Annotated in this window: 17 protein-coding genes; 12 read left to right on the top strand and 5 right to left on the bottom strand. The window is 58.9% G+C overall.

The features are described 5' to 3' along the window. Nucleotides 1–43: 43 nt before the first annotated feature. The 4 genes from C8N42_RS05910 to C8N42_RS05895 all read left to right on the top strand — a co-directional run bounded on the left by C8N42_RS05910 (nucleotide 44) and on the right by C8N42_RS05895 (nucleotide 2,557). Entirely contained in the window at nucleotides 44–583 is a 540-nt protein-coding gene (locus C8N42_RS05910) for an invasion associated locus B family protein (protein ID WP_107815620.1), read from the top strand. Between the two features lie 115 nt (nucleotides 584–698). Continuing rightward, the gene (rlmN, locus tag C8N42_RS05905) at nucleotides 699–1,886 is read left to right on the top strand and encodes a dual-specificity RNA methyltransferase RlmN (RefSeq protein ID WP_107815619.1); all 1,188 of its coding nucleotides are present in this window, start codon (nucleotides 699–701) and stop codon (nucleotides 1,884–1,886) included. A 35-nt stretch (nucleotides 1,887–1,921) separates the two neighbouring features. Further along, nucleotides 1,922–2,353 carry a hypothetical protein gene (locus C8N42_RS05900; protein ID WP_107815618.1) on the top strand — a complete coding sequence of 144 codons (432 nt, stop codon included), beginning with the start codon at nucleotides 1,922–1,924 and terminating at the stop codon, nucleotides 2,351–2,353. Nucleotides 2,354–2,365: 12 nt separating this feature from the next. Beyond that, nucleotides 2,366–2,557 (top strand): hypothetical protein, encoded by a 192-nt coding sequence (locus C8N42_RS05895; protein ID WP_107815617.1) that lies wholly within the window; start codon nucleotides 2,366–2,368, stop codon nucleotides 2,555–2,557. A gap of 116 nt (nucleotides 2,558–2,673) precedes the next feature. On the opposite strand, the gene C8N42_RS05890 is transcribed toward C8N42_RS05895, so the two are convergent. Then, nucleotides 2,674–3,522, bottom strand: coding sequence for an LOG family protein (locus tag C8N42_RS05890; RefSeq protein WP_107815616.1), 849 nt, complete (start codon nucleotides 3,520–3,522; stop codon nucleotides 2,674–2,676). A 118-nt stretch (nucleotides 3,523–3,640) separates the two neighbouring features. On the opposite strand from C8N42_RS05890, the gene dapD reads away from it, so the two are divergent. Together dapD and C8N42_RS05880 are read left to right on the top strand one after the other, a co-directional pair. Next, the gene (gene dapD, locus C8N42_RS05885; protein WP_107815615.1) at nucleotides 3,641–4,468 is read left to right on the top strand and encodes a 2,3,4,5-tetrahydropyridine-2,6-dicarboxylate N-succinyltransferase; all 828 of its coding nucleotides are present in this window, start codon (nucleotides 3,641–3,643) and stop codon (nucleotides 4,466–4,468) included. A 90-nt stretch (nucleotides 4,469–4,558) separates the two neighbouring features. Further along, nucleotides 4,559–4,801: a GlsB/YeaQ/YmgE family stress response membrane protein gene (locus C8N42_RS05880; protein ID WP_107815614.1), complete on the top strand. Its 243-nt coding sequence runs from the start codon at nucleotides 4,559–4,561 to the stop codon at nucleotides 4,799–4,801. Between the two features lie 23 nt (nucleotides 4,802–4,824). On the opposite strand, the gene C8N42_RS05875 is transcribed toward C8N42_RS05880, so the two are convergent. Together C8N42_RS05875 and C8N42_RS05870 are read right to left on the bottom strand one after the other, a co-directional pair. Then, nucleotides 4,825–5,088: a DUF6525 family protein gene (locus tag C8N42_RS05875; protein WP_107815708.1), complete on the bottom strand. Its 264-nt coding sequence runs from the start codon at nucleotides 5,086–5,088 to the stop codon at nucleotides 4,825–4,827. Beyond that, complete coding sequence (locus tag C8N42_RS05870; protein ID WP_107815613.1) at nucleotides 5,085–6,290, bottom strand: GTP-binding protein; 1,206 nt, start codon at nucleotides 6,288–6,290, stop codon at nucleotides 5,085–5,087. The genes C8N42_RS05875 and C8N42_RS05870 overlap by 4 nt, the downstream gene beginning before the upstream one ends. Nucleotides 6,291–6,407: 117 nt before the next feature. Between C8N42_RS05870 and C8N42_RS05865 the strand changes: the two genes are divergently transcribed. After that, on the top strand, nucleotides 6,408–6,758 hold the full coding sequence (locus tag C8N42_RS05865) for a hypothetical protein (protein WP_107815612.1): 351 nt from the start codon (nucleotides 6,408–6,410) through the stop codon (nucleotides 6,756–6,758). A gap of 30 nt (nucleotides 6,759–6,788) precedes the next feature. Here C8N42_RS05865 and C8N42_RS05860 read toward each other — a convergent pair whose 3' ends face one another. Together C8N42_RS05860 and C8N42_RS05855 are read right to left on the bottom strand one after the other, a co-directional pair. Continuing rightward, nucleotides 6,789–7,841 (bottom strand): transporter substrate-binding domain-containing protein, encoded by a 1,053-nt coding sequence (locus tag C8N42_RS05860; RefSeq protein WP_107815611.1) that lies wholly within the window; start codon nucleotides 7,839–7,841, stop codon nucleotides 6,789–6,791. Nucleotides 7,842–7,900: 59 nt separating this feature from the next. Then, nucleotides 7,901–8,980 carry a Hint domain-containing protein gene (locus C8N42_RS05855; protein ID WP_107815610.1) on the bottom strand — a complete coding sequence of 360 codons (1,080 nt, stop codon included), beginning with the start codon at nucleotides 8,978–8,980 and terminating at the stop codon, nucleotides 7,901–7,903. 325 nt (nucleotides 8,981–9,305) lie between these two features. On the opposite strand from C8N42_RS05855, the gene dapE reads away from it, so the two are divergent. The 5 genes from dapE to C8N42_RS05830 all read left to right on the top strand — a co-directional run bounded on the left by dapE (nucleotide 9,306) and on the right by C8N42_RS05830 (nucleotide 15,129). Then, entirely contained in the window at nucleotides 9,306–10,451 is a 1,146-nt protein-coding gene (dapE, locus tag C8N42_RS05850) for a succinyl-diaminopimelate desuccinylase (protein WP_107815609.1), read from the top strand. Further along, a complete protein-coding gene (locus tag C8N42_RS05845; RefSeq protein WP_107815608.1) occupies nucleotides 10,448–10,873 on the top strand; it encodes a GNAT family N-acetyltransferase in 426 nt (141 codons plus the stop codon). Before dapE ends, C8N42_RS05845 begins: the two co-directional genes overlap by 4 nt. Then, entirely contained in the window at nucleotides 10,870–11,460 is a 591-nt protein-coding gene (locus C8N42_RS05840; protein ID WP_245889978.1) for a TIGR04282 family arsenosugar biosynthesis glycosyltransferase, read from the top strand. Before C8N42_RS05845 ends, C8N42_RS05840 begins: the two co-directional genes overlap by 4 nt. A gap of 62 nt (nucleotides 11,461–11,522) precedes the next feature. After that, on the top strand, nucleotides 11,523–13,778 hold the full coding sequence (rnr, locus tag C8N42_RS05835; RefSeq protein WP_107815607.1) for a ribonuclease R: 2,256 nt from the start codon (nucleotides 11,523–11,525) through the stop codon (nucleotides 13,776–13,778). A gap of 94 nt (nucleotides 13,779–13,872) precedes the next feature. After that, nucleotides 13,873–15,129: a lytic murein transglycosylase gene (locus C8N42_RS05830; RefSeq protein WP_107815606.1), complete on the top strand. Its 1,257-nt coding sequence runs from the start codon at nucleotides 13,873–13,875 to the stop codon at nucleotides 15,127–15,129. The last annotated feature ends 3 nt before the right edge of the window (nucleotides 15,130–15,132 follow it).

Raw genomic sequence — 15,132 nt, 5'->3', positions numbered from 1 at the left:
AGGTCACCACAAGGCCGGATGAACGAGAGGCAGCGAGAGATCAATGAATTTTTTCGTGAGACAGACCCTGTTTGCGGCAACGCTGGCCGGGATGGCCGCACCGGCCCTTGCACAGCAAAGCACCAATCAGGTGGGGTCGAACACCGATTGGTATGTCTATGAGGAAAGCAACCCGACCAAGACCTGTTGGGCGGTGTCGATTCCGAAAGAGACCCTGAACACCGACAGCTCGGGACGTCCGAAATCGGTGACGCGCTCCGACATTCTGCTGTTCGTGACCTATGCGCCGGGCAATGGTGTAAACGGTCAGGTGTCCTTCCTTGGCGGTTATCCGTTCGAACCGGGTTCCGAGGTGACCATGGACATCGGCGGCACCGGTTTCACGCTGTTCACCAATTCCGATGACGAGACCGCTTGGGCCGTCACGCCCGAAGACGATGCCAAGATCATCGCGGCGATGAAACGCGGCTCCACGGCGACGCTGACCGGGCGTTCTTCGCGTGGGACGATCACCAAGGATACCTTCTCGCTTCTGGGATTTACGGCTTCGGTCGAGGAAGCGGCCAAACGCTGTGGCAAGTAAACGCTGCATGAGAGATGTGATCGAGGCCCTGCATGCGCGGGGCCTTTTCATATGGTGTTTCGGGATGGAATCCTGTAAATGGGCCGCTTAATCACCGCTATCGACGAGACCCGCCATGGAACCCAGCGCACCGATTACGCAGGATGTGATGACTTTTCCGCGCAAGGAAACGCCGTCTGACAAGATCAACCTTGTCGGGTTGACCCGTGATGCGCTGCGTCAGACCTTGATCGAAAACGGGACGCCAGAGAAACAGGCAAAGATGCGGACCGGGCAGATCTGGCAATGGATTTACCAATGGGGTGTGCGCGATTTCGCGGAGATGACTAACCTCGCCAAAGATTACCGCGCCATGTTGGCCGAAAAATTCGAGGTGCGTGTGCCGGAGGTCGTGTCGAAACAGGTTTCCGAGGATGGCACCCGTAAATACCTTGTCCGCATCGACGGCGGGCATGAGGTCGAGGTTGTGTATATCCCGGAGGAAGGTCGCGGCACGCTCTGTGTGTCGTCGCAGGTGGGCTGTACGCTGACTTGTTCCTTCTGTCACACCGGGACGCAGAAACTTGTGCGCAATCTCACCGCCGCCGAGATCGTCGGTCAGGTGATGATGGCGCGTGACGATCTGAACGAATGGCCCGAACGTGGCGCGCCGAAAGACGAGACGCGGCTTTTGTCCAACATCGTTCTGATGGGGATGGGTGAGCCGCTTTATAATTTCGAGAACGTCCGCGATGCGATGAAGATCGTGATGGACGCCGAAGGGATTCAGCTCGGTCGTCGTCGCATTACGCTGTCCACCTCGGGGGTTGTGCCGGAAATTCATCGCACCGCGGAGGAAATTGGCTGTCTTCTGGCCGTGTCCTTCCACGCCACGACCGATGAGACCCGCGACGTATTGGTGCCGATCAACAAGAAATGGAACATCGAGAAACTTCTCGACGCATTGCGCGAATATCCCAAGGCGACCAATTCCGAACGCATCACCTTTGAATACGTGATGCTCAAGGATGTGAACGACACCGATGAGGACGCGCGTCGTCTGGTGAAACTTCTGGATGGTATTCCGGCCAAGGTAAACCTCATTCCGTTCAACGAATGGCCGGGCGCGCCCTACAAACGGTCCTCGAACAACCGCATTCGGGCGTTCGCGACGATCCTGATGCAGGCGGGTTATGCCTCTCCGATCCGTACGCCGCGGGGTGAGGATATCATGGCCGCCTGTGGTCAGCTCAAATCCGCGACCGAACGCGCGCGCAAGTCACGGCGTCAGATCGAGGCCGAGGCTGGACTACAGGCGCAATAACCTCTTTTTAACCATACCCGACGCACAGTCCGGGTATGGAATGGATACAGATCAGATTCGATGACGACCTTGGCGACCGTGTACAACGCGCGGCGGCGCGTGCCGGTCTGCCTCTGGGGGCTTTCATTCGTGACAGGCTTGATGAGGCCGTGCGCCCGCTCGAAGGGGCGTTCGGCTACAAGGGGCCGCGCAAACCGCACACCCTGACTGCCTATCTCGCGCATGATTTCGCCTATGCGACGGGTTGGGATGATCTTCAGGACGTGCTCCGTGCGAAGGGCTATGAACTGGCTGAACGTGGTGGCGTGTTGATCCTTCAGACTGTTGAGGGCCAGCGGCTTTGTAAGGCCTCCGAGATCGGGCAGCCCTCTTCACGCCTCATGGAACGTTTCGACGCGCCCTTTCCCGGACACGCCCATCACCATCTCGAAACTCGCCACCTTGAACAAAAGGTCCTGCCTTTCTGACGGGAGATTTCCATGGAAAAACTCACGCTGCTCCTGCCGGAAAGCACGGTGCGGATGCTTCACCTTCTGGCGCGGGAAACCGGTCAGTCGATCGGGGCGATGGTTCAGGAAATGGCGCTCGACCGCTATATGCATCGACTTATGGAGAGTGCTGATCCGGTCAAGACGGATGAGGTCGAAACCGTGCTGCAACAGCAGGCCTGAACCTAAAGTGTTCGGCCAATAAACTGAAGCACAGCTTTTGGCCGAACGCCACGCAACATCTGAACGTTGCACACGCCCTGCCTTTATCTGATGTCTCAGGTTAAAGGCGGGACGCTTTAGCGTCCTTCGAGGGTCGCGCGCAAACCCGCACTTGGCCAGTCGTCGATGGCTTTTACCGCCTCTTCGGCGGTCTCGACGAATTTGAACAACTCAAGATCCTTGCGCGCGATGGTTCCGGCCTCGGCCAGTGCCTCCCAGTTGATGATCTTTTCCCAAAAAGCCTTGCCGAACAGCAGGAAGGGCACGCGGTTCATCCGTCCGGTCTGGATAAGAGTCAGGCTTTCGAACATCTCGTCCAACGTGCCAAACCCGCCGGGGAAGACCACAATGGCCTTTGCGCGCATCAGGAAGTGCATCTTACGGATGGCGAAATAGTGAAAGTTAAAGCATAACTCCGGGGTCACATATTCGTTCGGCGCCTGCTCATGCGGCAACACGATGTTGAGACCAATGGACAGCCCGCCCGCGTCCTTGGCGCCACGATTGCCCGCTTCCATCACGCCCGGTCCGCCGCCGGTGACGATGACGTTTTCCTTATGGCCGTTGTTGCGCTCGGTCATGATTCGGGCGAATTCACGCGCCTCGTCATAGTATTTCGACAGTTCCGCAAGCGTCTCCGTCTTTGCCGTGTCTTTCTTGTCGGGCGATGGAATACGCGCGCCGCCGAACATCACGATGGTGCTTTCGACGCCGAATTCCTGCATCATCAGGTCGGGTTTGAGCAGTTCCAGCTGCAACCGTACCGGCCGCAGATCGTCACGCAGCATGAATTCGTCATCTGTGAACGCAAGCCGATAGGACGGTGAGCGCGTCTGCGGCGTGTCCGGGATGTGGCGGGCGGCCTCCTGATCCACCCGGCTGTCGCGCAAGGGGTGGCGGCGGGAAATCGGTTTCTGCTCGGTCATGTATGTGCCTCTATGTCGTTTTGTCTCGTCGCCTGTGCTCTCACGCGCGTTGCGCGGACGTCCTCCAGCGACTATAGCCTGCGGGAACCTATATTTCACGACGACCTCGGAGACCAACATGTCGAATGCACAGCTCGAAGCCGCCATCGAAGCCGCCTGGGACGCGCGCGATACCATTACCCCCGCGACCGGTGGCGAAACCCGCGAGGCGATTGAATCGACCCTGAACGCGCTCGACAAGGGCGAGATTCGTGTGGCCGAAAAACAGGATGACGGCAACTGGCATGTGAACCAATGGGCCAAAAAAGCCGTGCTCCTTGGTTTCCGTATCAAGGATATGGAACTGCATGACGGCGGTCCGCAAGGTTCCGGCTGGTGGGACAAGGTCGACAGCAAGTTCAAAGGCTGGGGCACTTCCGAATTCAAAGAGGCGGGGTTCCGCGCTGTGCCGAACGCAGTGGTTCGCAAATCTGCCTATATTGCACCGGGTGTGGTTCTCATGCCGTCCTTCGTGAATCTTGGCGCTTACGTCGATAGCGGCACCATGGTCGACACTTGGGCCACGGTCGGCTCCTGCGCGCAAATCGGCAAGAACGTCCACCTCTCGGGTGGTGCTGGCATCGGTGGCGTGCTTGAGCCGCTGCAAGCCGGTCCGGTGATCATCGAAGACAACTGCTTTATTGGCGCGCGTGCCGAAGTGGCCGAGGGCGTAATCGTCCGCGAGGGTTCCGTGCTCGGCATGGGCGTCTATCTCGGTCAGTCCACCAAGATCGTCGACCGTGAAACCGGCGAAGTGTTCTACGGCGAAGTGCCGCCCTATTCCGTCGTCGTTGCGGGCACGATGCCGTCGAAAAACGGTGTAAATCTCTATTGCGCGGTGATCGTGAAACGCGTGGATGCCAAGACCCGTTCCAAAACCGGGATCAACGAGCTGCTGCGCGACTGATTTTTCCGCAGAGATGTGGTAACGGGTGTTGAGAGGGGAACCTTTCAGCGCCCGTTTTCGTTGAGTTGAGACTTAGGACAGGAGGCTCACATGGGACTTGGACTTATTGCGTCGATCATTGTTGGTGGTCTTGCGGGCTGGATCGCCAGCAGCCTGATGAAGGCCGACACTGGCTTGCTTGCCAATATCTTGCTTGGGATTGTCGGAGCCTTCGTGCTGAACCTGATCCTGTCGCTTCTGGGCATCTATGCCGCGAACAGCTGGTTGCCGCAGCTGATCGTCGGCATTTTCGGTGCGATCCTGTTGATCTGGGTGGCCCGGCGCGTGCGATAACCCGCGCCGAACCTGCTTTACGATTACTGAAAGACCGCACCCCAGACTTGGGGTGAGTCCTTTGCGAGGCGTCTGGACTCGATTTCAGACAGGTGGGCGAGGGCACGATCCTCACACCCTCCATGGAGATGCAGGGCTTTGGACCAGAGCCGCCGCACGGAGCGCGGCGACCAGGGCAGAGCGGCTTGTGACAACCAAAGCCTCAGCGCCTTGGGCAGGTGATCGAACTCCCGCATCGGATCACACGACCGTCTGCGTTTGCGCAGGGAGGTGTTGAGATTGCTCATGCCGCCGCGCGACCCCATTGCGGGAAAGGATCCCTGAGCGTTTTGGCCAGATCAGGGTCGATCCGGTCTTCGGGACCGATCAGCGCGGCATCGAGTTTTGCCCGGATCAGGGCCTCATCCATGCCCGAGCCGATGAAGACAATTTCCTGACGCCGGTCGCCGAACCCATCGGCCCAGACCTCGGCAATCTGCGCCCGGCCTTCCGGGTGATCGGGCCAGTAATGTTCCGGTACGGCAGCCCACCATTGGCCGAGGGGCTTGATCGTACTGAGCGCACCCGCCATGGAAAATTCGGCAGCCCATTCGGGGCGAGTGGCCATCCAGAAATGTCCTTTCGCACGAATCACTCCTGGCAGATCGCCGTTCAGCACCGCTTCGATTGCAGAGGGGTCGAAGGGACGCCGCGCGCGGTAGACGAAGGATGTGACATCGTATTCGTCGGTTTCAGGGACGTGATCGGCGAACCCGTATAGCTCCTTGGCCCAGAGCGGATGTTCATGCGCGTGGTCGAAATCGAACAATCCGGTGCCGAGCACATCCTCGGTTGCGACTTTGGAGAAATCCGTTTCGATGACCTTGGCGTCGGGGTTGAGCGCGGCGACGATCTTGCGCGCGGCAAGGACCTTGTCCGGGCCTGCGTCGCTCACCTTGTTCAGCACGATGACATCGGCGAATTCGATCTGATCGACCAGAAGGTCGACGATCCGACGCGTGTCGCCTTCGCCTGCCACCTCGCCGCGATCTTCAAGAAAATCATGGCTGGAATAATCGTTGAGCATATTCACAGTGTCGACCACGGTCACCATCGTGTCGAGCCGAGCGATGTCATCGAGGCTTTCGCCATGTTCGTCACGGAAGGCAAAGGTCGCGGCCACAGGCAGCGGTTCGGCGATCCCGGTCGATTCGATCAGCAGGTAATCGTATTTGCCGGCCTCTGCGAGACGCCGTACTTCGGTCAGCAAATCGTCCCTGAGTGTGCAGCAGATGCAGCCGTTGCTCATTTCGACCAGAGTTTCCTCGGTCCGTGACAGATCGGCACCGCCCTGACGCACGAGATCGGCGTCGATATTCACCTCAGACATATCGTTGACGATGACGGCCACGCGCAGGCCGGCGCGGTTGTTGAGCAGACGATTGAGTAGTGTGGTTTTCCCGGAACCGAGAAAACCCGAGAGAACAGTAACCGGCAGACGTTCAGACATATGCATGATCCTTCGTGGAGAGACGGGAACGTAAATTAGATATGTGATAACATAACGTCAAGCCCTGCCGATAATGGTACGCTTGACTTTCCTGCGATCCCTCCGCAAAGGAAGGCTATGTCGAAAACAGCCAAACCTTCCCGTCAGAAAGTCTACACGCTCCTGGTCGAAGTCGGCCGCAAGGAGGGCGATGGCTTGCCGAAAGAGGCGACCGGCGGAGCGCTGATGATATATGCCTCCGGTGTGGACGAGGCGGAGGCCGTGCGCGAAACCGTGGCGATCCTGAAACAGGCCGATCTCGCGCCGCTGGATGTCACGGGCTATGGCACGCTTGAGGAGCGGCTTGCCGAGGGGCATGACATTTCCGATGAGGAAAAAGACCTCATGCAGCGTGCACTCGACGAGAATTCGGTGATCGTGGCGCAGATGACACCGTTTTTTGAAGGCGACGACGGAACGCGCCACTAAGATCAGAGACGTGCCCCGCTGGGTTAGAGCCTATTTGGCTCCGAACCACTTGCGATAGATCGTGTCATACGTACCGTCTTCCCGAAGCTTCAACAGGCTGTGGTTGATCTGATCGGCATAGGGGGAATTGGTCGGCAGGGCGATGCCGTAATTCTCCGGCAGGAAGATCGGTCCGACGAGCCGCGCTTTGCCCTTGCCCTCATGGGCCACGTAATAGGCCAGAATGGGTGCATCGAAAACGACGGCATCGACCTCCTTGGCCTCGAAGGCCTCGATCAACTCAGTCGGATTGGCATAACCCGTGAACCGCAGGTCACGCCGCTCAAGAAAATCCGCAGCGGTCGAAGCTTCGACGGTGCCGATGGATTTGCCGTAGAGATCGCCGATCCCTGAGACATTCGACTGAATCGCGTCGATGGTCAGCACGGCGGTGATGCGGGCGACAAAGACAGAGACCAGAAACAGGGACGAAATCACCAGAAAGACCCCGAAAACGCGTCCCATCGGAGAGCGGGGCTGTCGTTCCTCGAAACCGCCATTCACGACAAGGTTGAGCGCCCACCAGAAGGCGGGAAACATCGCCTTGCGTGCAGGCATGTCAAAATAGTCCTGATGGTGCTTTTCGAAATACCACATCAACATGCCGCCGCCGAACAGAAGCGCGAATGCTCCGGCGATGGCAATCAGCATGTCTCGCGATATGACGGCCGACCAGATCGACACATCGCTCCCATCTGTATCGGTCATGATCTGTAACCCGGCCTCGAAAATCGGCTGGGAAAAATCCATGACCAACTCGCGGTTGGCGGTGATGGAGATATTGGCGATTGCGGCGTCGGCACTGCCGTTCTGGATCGCACCGAGCATTTCGGGAAAACTGCTTACGCGGGAAACTTCGTACTCCCAGCCAAGTTCCTCGGCCAGCGCATCCCAGAGCTCCAGGGAAAACCCGGTTTCTTTGCCGTTTTCCTCCATGGAAAATGGCACGCGGGTTATAGTCATGATCTTGTGGCTTTCAGCCGAGAATGTGGCCGGGCTGAGAAACACAAAAAGCGCCGCTAAAAAGCGAAAAATAAGTTTCATGTCATCCCCTCATCTCCTGTCGCATATGGCACAGGGCAGGCGATGCTTTCAATCACAGATCAAAGATAACGTTCCGACAAAAGTGCAATGGCCTCATGGCGCAACAAAGTTGCCGGAGAAGTGGCGTTGCGCATGGGGATATCGTCCGTTTTCAGATGTGACAAGCGTGTCAACGTGCGGTGTTCGGCACAGTGATTCCGGCTCAAGGGCATCACCGCGATTCCCGCGACGCGATAGGGATCATGATCGGCAAGGACGAGGTTATGCCGTGTCGACAACAAGCTCAGGCAGGGTCTGGAGCCGGGCAGGAACGGTGCGATATGCATGGCGCGCATCGTGACATGCTCTGCGTCGAACAGGTAAGAGGTGTCGACGCCATGGGTGACGATTTCACAACGTGGCGTGGCTTCGAGGGTTTGCCGCAGATTCTGGAACGGGCGGCGCAGTCGCAGCGGAGACATCTGACCGACGGCTGGCAGGGTCGCGCTGATATTGGCCAGCAAAGGCGAGAGCACCCCCGATTGAGTGACAATGAGCGTACCCGGTGTGAGACGCTCGATTGCGCGGGGGCCGTATTCGGTTTCCACCAGAGCGCCCGGTGCGATGCCTTCGGTATAGCCCAAAGGCTCGATATGATCGGCAAACGCGAAACAACCGACATCTGAGGCGAGGGAGGCGCCATCGACTGCGAATAGCACGCGGGCGAGATCCTCTTCATGCAAAGCTGCGGGTTCCGACCCGGCCACGGATTTTATTTCTCCGGTTTCCAGACATTCGGCGCCGAGCCAGCAAGTCGCATCTGCGAGATCCCAGCCATAGAGAATGCGTATGGGCGAATCCTTGCGCCAGGCAGAGAGATCGAGAGTCAGCACCGAGAGGGCGCGATCGCTCTCAATCGCGGCCCAAAGGCGACCATTCGGACCCAGAACCATATGAAGGCTACGGCGGAAACGGTCGAAACGCTCGTAGGTCAAAAGATCGAGGGGCTGACGGAACTGATCCGGAATGATGGTTTCCAAAAGAAGACCACCGCGCGTCAGACGGCGTGACGGCACTTTCGCGCGCGATATGCCTTTGTCCAACCCAAGCGGGTTGTAAACAGGGTTTCGATCTGTCGCCGTTGCGCCAAGCCAGGCCATGTCTGCCTCCGACGGGGTCGCGCACCGCAAAGGGCTTTGCAACCGTTCACCTTCGTGAAGCAGGGTTTTTGGATACGCTGACATCGCGCATGACATATGCGCATGGATACTTGTTAAATGCTGGTCTGAAACGCCCGGGTTGACCCGGTGCTGTCCGAAACCGCCTGCCTCATTTTGTTTTGCCGAATTTAACGCAGGTTTTCGAAGTTTTTCTAATCTTTCTTGTGCTGCGGATTCGCCGCGCTGTCGCTTGTGACCGCATTGCCACAAGCGACATTGCCCATTGCCCGGCGGGACGGTAGTTCTGTTGCAAAAGGAGTCCCTGATGTCGTTCGATCCTGTTGACCTGACCGCCGCCCTGATCCGCTGTCCGAGCGTGACACCCGAGGAGGGAGGTGCGTTGAGCCTGCTACAGACCACGCTCGAAGGTGCAGGGTTCCACTGTGTTCGGGTGGACCGCAACGGCACTCCGAACCTTTTCGCCCGTTGGGGGGAGAAGGGGGCGGCACGGACCCTGGGTTTCAACGGTCATACTGACGTCGTGCCGGTTGGCGATGCGGCGGCATGGACCCATGAACCGTTCGGAGGCGAGATTTCGGACGGCATCCTCTGGGGGCGAGGTGCAACGGATATGAAATCCGGTGTGGCCGCCTTTGTGGCCGCAGCCTGCGATTATGCGACCCAAAACCAGCCGGATGATACTGCAATTATCATCACGATCACCGGGGACGAAGAGGGCGATGCGACGGATGGAACCGTTGCGCTTCTGGACTACATGACGGAGGCAGGTGAGGCGATGAGCGATTGTATCGTGGGTGAGCCGACCTGTCCGAACACCATGGGCGAGATGATGAAAATCGGACGGCGTGGGTCGATCACCGCCTATTTTGTTGCCCGTGGCGTGCAAGGGCATGTGGCCTATCCGAACCAGACCCGAAACCCGGTTCCGGCTTTGGCGCGTCTGATGGCGGAGCTTTCCACCCATACGCTCGATCAGGGGACAGCGCATTTCGACCCAAGCAATCTCGAAGTGACCACATTCGATGTCGGCAATCCGGCCACCAATGTGGTTCCGGCACAGGCTGTCGCCACCGTGAACATCCGCTTCAACGATGCCCATACCGGGGCGTCCCTGAGCGAATGGATACGCGCCAAAGCCGCACGGATGGCCGAGGAAACCGGGATCGACATCGAGGTGCGTTTCCAGATTTCCGGCGAAAGCTTCCTGACACCGCCGGGGCGGTTCGTCGATCTGGTTGCCGGAGCCGTCGAAAAGGTCACCGGGCAAAAGCCGGTTTTTTCCACGAGCGGCGGCACGTCGGATGCGCGGTTCATCAAGAATCACTGCCCCGTGGTGGAATTCGGTCTTGTCGGAAAGACCATGCACAAGGTCGACGAACATGTCGAAATCGCCCATATCGAAGACCTGAAAAGGGTCTATTCCTGCCTGATCGGAGACTATTTCTCATGACCGTGACCATTGCACCAACCGAGGATATCAAGTCCTGTCTGGCCCTGCGCTTTGAGGTTTTTGTCGAAGAACAGAACGTGCCGCTGGACGAAGAGATCGACGATCTCGATGATATCGCCACGCATTTTCTCGCGGTTGATGAGGCGGGAGTGCCGGTCGGAACCGCGCGGGTGTTTGAAGTTGGCGAGACTGGCAAAATCGGCCGGGTTTGTGTCGTGAAATCGCAACGCGGCACGGGTCTCGGAGCACGGCTGATCGAGACCTGCCTTGAGGAACTGCGTAAGCGTCCGCATCTGAAAAAGGCCAAGCTCGGAGCGCAAAACCACGCCATCGGCTTTTATGAGCGTTTCGGTTTCCGGACCATGGGTGAGGTTTACATGGACGGCGGCATCCCACACACCGATATGGTTCTGGATCTGTGAAGCCGACCCTGATTGTCATGGTCAAGGAGCCGTATCTGGGGCGCGTAAAAACACGCCTTGGACTGGATTTGGGTCTTGTCGCCGCGACCTGGTGGTATCGGCATCAGGTGATGAGAACCCTTCGAAATCTGCGAGACCCGCGCTGGCGGATCGTTCTTGCGGTCAGCCCGGATCGGGAGGGGATGCGCAGCCGCATCTGGCCCGGATATCTGCCACGCATCCCGCAGGGCAGCGGTGATCTCGGTTCACGTATGGCAAGATGTCTGGCCTATGTAGGAGGCGCGCCGTCTTGCCTCATCGGCTCGGATATTCCGGGCATTCGGAAACACCATATTCAGGCAGCTTTTGCTGGATTTGGCTCTTATTCTGCGATGATCGGACCGGCCACGGATGGCGGTTACTGGCTGATCGGATTACGGCATCCGGCGCAGCAACCTGCAGGCTTTCTGCGCAACGTGCGCTGGTCAACGGAATATGCGTTGGAGGACACTCTGGCCTCGGCACCATCACTAAACTGGGGGCGGTGCGATGTGCTTTCGGATGTGGACACAGGCGCGGATTTATATCGCCTCCAATACCCTGCATGAATTCTGCGCGACACCCCGCTTTGCCAGTGGTGAGGCGATGCGGTGCGTGGTAGCGTTGAGCCATGAGCAGCATCCCGACCAAAGACGAAATCCTGCAATGGATTTCGGACAACCCGACCCAGACAGCAAAGCGCGACATCGCGAAAGCCTTTGGCATCAAGGGCGCGGCGCGCATTGATCTTAAACGCGTGCTCAAGGAGCTTGAGGACGAGGGGCATCTGCGCAAACGGCGCAAGACCTACCGCGATCCGGACAAGCTTCCGCCCGTTTCCGTTCTGGCCGTTCTGGCCCCCGATATGGATGGCGATCTTTTTGCCAAGCCGCTCGAATGGGCAGGCGAGGGGCCGGAGCCGCGTGTGTTGCTCTCCCTGAGAGAAAGCGATCCGGCGCTTGGCGAAGGCGAACGCATCCTTGCCAAGTTGCAGGAGGTGAAGGCCGACGATCACCAATATGTCGCCCGTCTGATCCGAAAACTCGGCTCTAATCCACGCAAAATCCTCGGCATCTACCGCAAAGGCGCGGAGGGCGGTCGGGTCGTTCCGATCGACAAGGGCAATGAGAAAGACTACCTCGTGCGGCCGGGCAACGATTATGGCGCACAGGACGGAGAGCTGGTCGAGGCGGAACAGGCCGGGCCGAAAAACCGTCTTGGTTTGCCGAATGCGCGGATCGTGACCCGGCTGGGCGATCCAAGCGCGCCGAAAGCGGTGTCGCTCATCGCCATTCACCAACACGGTATCCCCGACGACTTCCCGGATGAAGTGATCGCAGAGGCCGACAAGGCGAAACCTGCGGGTCTCAAGGGGCGTGAAGACCTGCGCGAGCTGCCGCTCGTGACTATCGACCCGGCGGATGCGCGCGACCATGATGATGCGGTTTGGGCTGAGTTCGACCCTGATCCGAAGAATGAAGGTGGGTTTCTCCTCTGGGTCGCGATTGCCGATGTGGCGTATTATGTGACGCCCGGTTCGGCACTGGATCGCGAGGCATGGAAGCGCGGCAACTCGACCTATTTCCCGGATCGTGTGGTGCCGATGCTGCCGGATCGGCTCTCGGGCGATCTCTGCTCGCTGCATGAGGGCGTGCCGCGCGCCTGTCTTGCCGTGCGCATGGTCATCGACGCGGATGGCAAAAAGCTGTCGCACCGCTTCATGCGCGGGCTGATGCGTTCTGTCGCCTCGCTGACCTATGCGGAGGTGCAGGCGGCGCGTGACGGTCAGGTGAATGACAAATGCGACCCGCTGATGGAGACGGTGATCACGCCGCTCTATGGGGCTTATGAAGCACTGACCCGGGCACGCAAAGCCCGTCAGCCGCTGGATCTGGATCTGCCTGAGCGCAAGATCGTCCTCGGCGATGACGGACGGGTGAAATCCGTGGCGCTGTCGGAGCGGTATGACGCACACAAGCTGATCGAAGAGTTCATGGTGCTCGCCAACGTCGCCGCCGCAGAGGAGTTGTTCCACCGCAACCGACCGCTTTTGTATCGTGTCCACGAGGAACCCTCCGACGAAAAACTGGATGCCCTGCGCGAGGTAGCGCAGGCCTCGGGATTTACGCTTGCCAAAGGGCAGGTGATCCATACCTCGCATTTGAACAGGCTTCTCGCGCAGGCCGAGGGCACGGATCACGACGAGCTGATCAACATCTCCACCCTGCGTTCGATGACTCAAGCCTATTACCACCCGGAAAACTACGGTCACTTCGGTCTGGCGCTGCGGTCCTACGCGCATTTCACCTCGCCGATCCGGCGTTATGCCGATCTGATCGTGCACCGTGGGCTGATCTCGGCTCATGGCTGGGGCAAGGACGGGCTGTCCGAAGAGGATGTGGAAAGGCTCGAAACCACGGCAAAACATATCTCCGAGACCGAGCGGCGGTCGATGACGGCGGAGCGGGACACCAATGACCGCTATCTTGCGGCTTATCTCAGCGAGCGGGTCGGCAATGAGATGACCGGGCATATTTCCGGCATCCAGAAATTCGGAGCCTTCGTCAAACTCGACGAAACCGGCGCGGACGGGCTTGTGCCGGTGCGCAGCATGGGGGCGGAGTTTTTTCATTATGACCCGAAGGAACAGACCCTGATGGGGGCCGATACCGGCATGGTGATTTCCATCGGCCAGAAGGTCGTGGTGCGCATTGCCGAGGCGGTGCCGGTGACCGGGGGGCTGGAACTGGAATTGTTGTCCATTGACGGGGCAAGTCTGCCGCGCGGGCCACGTCGGGCGAAGGGGCGCGTCGTGTCGCGCAAGTACAACAAGGGTCAGGCGAAAAAAGCCAAAATCCGCAAGAAAGTCGAGCGTCGCAGGCGCTGAAAAATAGCGGAAATTTGCCGTCACCATATTTGTCCGGTTCAAGATGCGCCGGGATTCGGTTTAGGCTGAGGCAAAAGCAAATGGAGCAGTCAGAATGCGTAGCCTTGTCATCGGTGCCGCAAGTGTTGTTTTCGGCCTTGGTCTCAGCCCCTCTTTCGCGCAGAGCACTGTGCGCATGACGCAGGATGTGCCGCAACTTCCGGGAGCAGGATTGGTGCAAAATATCGCCTCACAGGCTGGTTTCGAAGCCTGGATCGAGAGTTTCAAAGTGCGGGCGCGGCGTGAGGGGATTTCTGAAACCACGCTGAGAGAGGCGTTTCGCGGGGTGCGCTACAACGCCGATGTGATCGCCAAGGACCGGCACCAGTCGGAATTCACGAAACAGATCTGGGATTATCTCGACAGCGCCGCATCGCCCACCCGCGTGTCGAACGGCCAAAAGGCGATGCGCCAGCATGCCCGTGTCCTTGACGGGATTGAACGGGTCTATGGTGTCGATAAATATGTCGTGGCGGCGATCTGGGGACTGGAAAGCGCCTATGGCGAGCATCGTGGCGACATCAATGTGATCGAGGCCATGGCGACGCTGGCCTACGACGGGCGGCGTGGACGGTTTTTCGAACAGCAGCTCATTGCGGCTCTTAAAATTCTTCAGAAGGGCGACACCCATGCCCGCAACATGAAAGGCAGCTGGGCGGGCGCCATGGGCCACACCCAGTTCATCCCGACCTCTTTCGAAGCCTTCGCGGTCGATGGCAATGGCGATGGCAAGCGTGACATCTGGTCGAACGACCCGACCGACGCGCTGGCCTCCACCGCCGCCTATCTGGCGCGGCATGGCTGGAACAAGGGGCAGCCATGGGGCGTGGAAGTGCGCCTTCCGCGCGGGTTCGACTATACTTCCGCACGACGCGACAATATGCGTGCGCCCTCGGATTGGGCCGCTTTGGGCGTGGTTGGGGTCGATGGCAAGCCGGTTCCGAACTATGGCCGGGCCTCGATCCTGTTGCCTGCGGGTGCGCAGGGTGCGGCCTTCATGATCTTCGACAATTTCGCCGTGTTGGAGCGGTACAACAAGGCGGACGCCTATGTGATCGGCGTCGGGCACCTGTCGGATCGTCTCAAGGGCGGGTCGGAAATTCAGGCCTCCTGGCCGCGCGGTTATGCGCCGCTGTCCTTCAAGGAAAGGGAGCAGATGCAGCGCATTCTGAAACGCAAAGGCTTTCTGGACGACAAGGTGGACGGCATCGTCGGGCCCAACACCATTAATGCGATCCGGGCGTTTCAGGCCTCCGTCGGGGTGACGCCGGATGGTTACCCGTCTCAGGAGTTGCTGAAACTCTTACGCTGAAGT

The organism is Celeribacter persicus, from assembly GCF_003050785.1.
Lineage (GTDB): Bacteria > Pseudomonadota > Alphaproteobacteria > Rhodobacterales > Rhodobacteraceae > Celeribacter > Celeribacter persicus.
This window is presented reverse-complemented; position numbering and strand designations above follow the sequence as displayed.